This window comes from Methylorubrum podarium (assembly GCF_022179745.1).
Lineage (GTDB): Bacteria > Pseudomonadota > Alphaproteobacteria > Rhizobiales > Beijerinckiaceae > Methylobacterium > Methylobacterium podarium.
This window is the reverse complement of record NZ_BPRD01000359.1, coordinates 1-5,056: the sequence shown is the minus strand read 5'-3', so window position 1 is coordinate 5,056 and position 5,056 is coordinate 1. Positions and strand designations below refer to the sequence as shown.

At 72.6% G+C, this 5,056-nt stretch carries 4 protein-coding genes and 1 pseudogene; 4 read left to right on the top strand and 1 reads right to left on the bottom strand.

What is annotated here, in order from left to right; genetic code table 11:
- Window positions 1-147 (bottom strand): annotated as a pseudogene (locus MFF42_RS17600) (formyltransferase); the annotation flags it as partial.
- 465 nt (window positions 148-612) lie between these two features.
- On the opposite strand from MFF42_RS17600, the gene MFF42_RS17595 reads away from it, so the two are divergent.
- The 4 genes from MFF42_RS17595 to mch all read left to right on the top strand — a co-directional run bounded on the left by MFF42_RS17595 (window position 613) and on the right by mch (window position 4,922).
- Window positions 613-1,608, top strand: a complete 996-nt coding sequence (locus MFF42_RS17595) for a beta-ribofuranosylaminobenzene 5'-phosphate synthase family protein (RefSeq protein ID WP_238256904.1) — start codon at window positions 613-615, stop codon at window positions 1,606-1,608.
- Window positions 1,609-1,719: 111 nt separating this feature from the next.
- The gene (gene mtdB, locus MFF42_RS17590; RefSeq protein WP_238256903.1) at window positions 1,720-2,613 is read left to right on the top strand and encodes an NADP-dependent methylenetetrahydromethanopterin/methylenetetrahydrofolate dehydrogenase; all 894 of its coding nucleotides are present in this window, start codon (window positions 1,720-1,722) and stop codon (window positions 2,611-2,613) included.
- A gap of 283 nt (window positions 2,614-2,896) precedes the next feature.
- The gene (locus tag MFF42_RS17585; protein ID WP_238256905.1) at window positions 2,897-4,021 is read left to right on the top strand and encodes an ATP-grasp domain-containing protein; all 1,125 of its coding nucleotides are present in this window, start codon (window positions 2,897-2,899) and stop codon (window positions 4,019-4,021) included.
- A complete protein-coding gene (mch, locus tag MFF42_RS17580; protein WP_238256902.1) occupies window positions 3,951-4,922 on the top strand; it encodes a methenyltetrahydromethanopterin cyclohydrolase in 972 nt (323 codons plus the stop codon). The genes MFF42_RS17585 and mch overlap by 71 nt, the downstream gene beginning before the upstream one ends.
- The last annotated feature ends 134 nt before the right edge of the window (window positions 4,923-5,056 follow it).

The following is a 5,056-nucleotide window of genomic DNA, read 5'->3' as shown; positions in this document are numbered from 1 at the left end:
CTCGGCCAGCCGGTAGGCGGCGCGGAGCGCCGCGACTTCGGCGCTCAGGCCCGCCAGCACCGGCACGCGCGCCGCGGCCAGCAGGTCGGCCGCGGCTTCGACCGCCGCGTCCACATCCGCCGCGCCTCCCTTCACCCAGGCTGCCATGCTTCCTCACCGTCGTTTCTTCGGGCATCCCCGCGTCGAGGCGGGGCGAAAGACGGTCATGTCCGAAGGGCGTCGGAACGACGCCCCTGGTGGAGCTTCAGGCGTCTCGAAATCCCGGCTCGGGTTCGACAACGGCGGCTCGGACCGGCTCCGCGAAAGGGAGCGGGCTGGTTTTGCCTTCCCGAACCGAAGCCTGCAAGCCCCCGGCGAAGTTTGAGCCAAGGATTTCGGTCGTCGGCCCGGAAACCGCGCCGTCAGTCCGGGTCCGCCTGCGGCGTTCCGGCGATGACGGGATCCGTGAGACGGATGGGCCTCCGGCCCGCCGACCATGTTAACCCGGGCTCGACGCCCCGAGATGGGCCCGGCGAGGTTGTCGCCGGCGCCGCAGCATGGGAGAAGCCGGCCGCATCGTCCGGCGCGTGTGCGCCGGCCGGGCCGGCAGCTTTTGCGGGAGGAAACGAGACGGTGGCCGAGGTCCCGGACCAGACGGGTGAGAGCGCCCCCCGCTCCACCGGCAGCGCCGTGAACGCCGTGCGGGTCCGCGCGCCCGCGCGCCTGCATTTCGGCTTCCTCGATCTCAACGGCGGCCTCGGGCGCCGCTTCGGCAGCATCGGGCTCGCCCTCGACGCCCCGGCGGTGCAACTCGTGGCGCGGCCCGCGAAGCGCGTCTCCGCCAGCGGCCCGGAGGCCGAGCGGGTCCGCGCCAACCTGCTCGCCGCGTCCTCCTATCTCGACGTGCCGGACACCGTGGCGGTGGAGGTCGAGGAGGCGATTCCCCCTCATGCCGGCTTCGGCTCGGGCACGCAGGTCGCCCTGGCGGTGGCCGCCGCCGTGGCCCGCCTCAACCGGCGCCCGTTCCTGCCGGCCGACTTCGCCGACGTGCTCGACCGCGGCAACCGCTCCGGCGTCGGGCTCGCCGCCTTCACCGAGGGCGGCCTGATCGTCGATGGCGGGCGCGACGAGTCCGGTGCGCCGCCGCCGGTCATCGCCCGGCTGCCCTATCCGGAGGATTGGCGCGTCGTGCTGATGATCGACGAGGGCATGACCGGCGTGCACGGCTCCCGCGAGACGGAGGCCTTCCGCGATCTGCCGCTGTTCGATGCGGGCGAAGCCGCCGAGATCTGCCGGATCGTGCTGATGCAGGTGCTGCCGGCCGCCGCCACCGCCGAGCCCGACGGCTTCGGAGCCGGTATCACCGCGATCCAGAAGCGGATCGGCGACCATTTCGCGCCCCATCAGGGCGGCCGCTTCGCCAGCCCGGCGGTGGCCGAGGCCCTCGCCGCCGTCGCGGCCGCCGGCGTGCCCGGCTACGGCCAGAGTTCCTGGGGGCCGACCGGCTTCGCGCTGATGCCCTCGCAGAGGGACGCGGAGGCGCTGGTCGCGCGGCTGGCGCGGCCCGGCCGCCTGCGCTTCGTCATCGCCCGCGGGCGCAACGTCGGCGCGTCGGTGACCGAAGTTTAGGGCTTTTTCTTTTTCCCGCTTCAAAGAAACCTGCGCTTGACCGGCGCCGGCCGTTCCGGTTTTGCACCTGAAGCGCTCTGCCGAGGGCGCGGTCACGAGAGGACGAACACCATGGCCCGCTCGATCCTGCACATGCTGACGCCGCTCAAGCACATGAGCCCGTTCGACGTGAACATGGCGATCGATGCCGGTTTCGAGACGCTCATCCCCTATACGGGCGTCGATCTCACCGATGTCGTCTCGCTGACCCAGGACTCGATCTTCTCCCGCGCGCCGCAGGACGGCGTGCGCACCGGCATCTTCATCGGCGGCAAGAACGCCGAGCTCGCCCTCGACATGGTGGACCGGGCGAAGAAGGCCTTCGTGCCGCCCTTCGTGAACCACGTCTTCGCCGACCCGGCCGGCTCCTTCACCACCGGCGCGGCGATGGTCGCCGAGGTGAACCGCGCCCTGAAGGCGCGGTTCTCGACCGATCTCAGGGGCAAGCGCATCGTCATCTTCGGCGGCGCGGGCGTGGTCGCCTACGTCGCCGCGGTGATCGGCGCGCTGGAGGGCGCGCAGACCGTGCTCGTCGGCCATGACGGCGAGGAGCGCGTGTCAAAAATCGCCTTTACCATGAAGTGGCGCTTCGGCATCGAGGTCGGCGCCGTCGACGGCACGGCGCCGGAGGCGCGGCGCGCGGCCATCACCGATGCCGACGTGATCCTCTCGGCCGGCCCCGCCGGCGTCTCGATCCTGACGGCGGAGGATCTCGAATCCGCGCCGAAGCTGCTGGTGGCCTCCGACGTCAACGCCGTGCCGCCCGCCGGCATCGCCGGCATCGACGTGAACGCCGTCGATGTCCCCTTGCCGGTCGGCCGGGGCGTCGGCATCGGCGCGCTCGCGGTCGGCAACGTCAAGTACCAGACCCAGTGCCGCCTGTTCCGCAAGATGCTGGAGGCGCAGGAGCCGCTCTGCCTCGATTTCCGCGATGCCTACCAGCTCGCCGTCGAGATCGCCGGCTGAGCGCGGCCTTGCGTGTGATGCCTTCGGATCCGGGGGAACTCCTCATCGTCATTGCGAGGCGGAGCCGAAGCAATCCAGGGCGCCGAACCGTCCGGCAAGGTCGCGCCGCTGGATCGCTTCGCATTCGCTCGCGATGACGGAAAGCCCGAACGGATCAACCGGAAACCGGACAGGCGCGGCGCTGAGCCTCTCTCGTCCCCGTGAGGGCGGCGCGGTCCTGATCGCCGCCCAGTCCGGCCGGGCGCTGGCGCAGGCGGCGCGGCGGGCGGGCCTGCGCCCGTTCGTGCTCGACCTGTTCGGCGACGAGGACACCCTGGCGCTCGCCGCGCATCACCGAACGCTGCCCGGCCGCTTCGGCGCGGGCGACCGCGACCGGGCCGGCGTGCTGGCGGGGCTCGAGGACCTGTCGGCGCGGGCGGGCGGGGCCCTCGGCGTCGTCCTCGGCAGCGGCTTCGAGGGTGCGCCGGATCTGATCGCGGAGATCGCCGCCCGCCACCGCCTGCTCGGCGCCGGCCCCGAGACGGTCGCCGTCCTCAAGGACCCGTTCCGCTTCGCCGCGCTCTGCGAACGCCTCGCGATCCCGCACCCGGCGGTCAGTGCCGGCCCGGTGGCCGAGCCCGGCGCGTGGCTGCTCAAGCGGGCGGGCGGCTGCGGCGGCTCGCATATCCGCGCGAGTGCCGCCGGGGCCGCGCCCCCCGGCCACTATCTCCAGGCGCGCCGGACCGGCCGCGCCGTCGCCCTGAATTTTCTGGCCGATGGACACACCATCGAGCCCCTGGTGTTCACCGAGCAGTGGCAGGCGCCCTCGCCGCTGCGGCCGTTCCGCTATGCCGGGGCGCTCGCCCGCGGCCGCAACGAGGCGGGGCCGGTCCCGGCGGCGCTCGCCGCGGCGATCGCGGAGGCGGCTTTGCGCTTGGCGCGGGCGACCGGCCTCGTCGGCCTTGCCAGCGCCGACTGCCTCGTCGATGGCGACGCGTGGTGGCTCCTGGAGATCAATCCGCGCCCCGGCGCGACCCTCGACGTGCTCGACCGCCGCCCGACCCCGCTGCTGATCCAGCATATCGAGGCCGCGCTCGGCCGAATGCCTGCCATCGAGGCAGCACCGACAGATGCGACAGGCGCCGAGATCTGTTACGCGGCCCGGACCTGTGCGGCGGTGCCGCCGCTCGACTGGCCCGATCACGTCCGTGACCGGCCGCGGGCCGGCAGCTTTGTCGCGCGCGACGCACCGTTCTGCACGGTGACGGCCTCCGGGCCGGACGCCGCGGCGGTCAAACAAGACTTGCGGGCGCGGATCGAGAGGGTCCGCGCGCTGCTGGAGGAGACGGAGACCGACCATGAGTTCCAACACGACCGCACCGAGCCTCAACGCCCTGGCCGGGCCGCTGGTCGAGAGCCTCGTCGCTGACGCGGCCAAGCTCCGCCTCGTCGTCGCCCAGGAGAACGGCGCCCGCACCGTCGATGCCGGCGCCAACGCCCGCGGCTCGATCGAGGCCGGCCGGCGCATCGCCGAGATCTGCCTCGGCGGCCTCGGCACGGTGACGATCGCTCCCACCGGCCCGGTCGCCTCCTGGCCCTACTCGATCGTCGTCCACTCCGCCGACCCGGTGCTGGCCTGCCTCGGCTCGCAATATGCCGGCTGGAGCCTCGCCGACGAGGAGGGCGATTCCGGCTTCTTCGCCCTCGGCTCCGGCCCCGGCCGCGCCATCGCCGTGGTGGAGGAGCTCTACAAGGAGCTCGGCTACCGCGACAACGCGGCGGCGACCGCCCTGGTGCTCGAATCCGGCAGCGCCCCGCCAGCCTCCGTCGTCGCCAAGGTGGCGTCCGCCACCGGCCTCGCGCCGGAGAACGTGACCTTCATCTACGCCCCGACCCAGAGCCTCGCCGGCGCGACCCAGGTCGTCGCCCGCGTGCTGGAGGTGGCGCTGCACAAGGCCCACACCGTCGGCTTCGACCTGCACAAGATCCTCGACGGCATCGGCTCGGCCCCGCTCTCGCCGCAGCATCCGGACTTCATCCAGGCGATGGGCCGCACCAACGACGCCATCATCTACGGCGGCCGGGTGCAGCTCTTCGTCGATGCCGACGACGCGGATGCCAAGCAGCTCGCCGAGCAGCTGCCCTCCACCACCTCAGCCGATCACGGCGCACCCTTCGCCGAGATCTTCGCCCGGGTGAACGGCGACTTCTACAAGATCGACGGCGCGCTGTTCTCACCCGCCGAGGCGATCGTCACCTCGGTCAAGACCGGCAAGTCTTTTCGCGGCGGCCGGCTGGAGCCGCAGTTGGTGGATGCGTCGTTCGCGTGAGAAGCGCGCGTCAAACCCTCCCCCCTCTGCGGGGGAGGGTGCCTCGCGGATGCGAGGCGGGAGAGGGGAGCGACGCTTCCGGAGAATACGGAGCCGGCCCCTCACCCGACCCCCTTCGGGGGCCACCCTCTCCC

What these genes read in the sequence shown, in the direction of transcription:
- mtdB (WP_238256903.1), top strand. Translation starts at nt 1,720, where the DNA reads ATGGCCCGCTCGATCCTGCACATGCTGACGCCGCTCAAGCACATGAGC.
- mch (WP_238256902.1), top strand. Translation starts at nt 3,951, where the DNA reads ATGAGTTCCAACACGACCGCACCGAGCCTCAACGCCCTGGCCGGGCCG.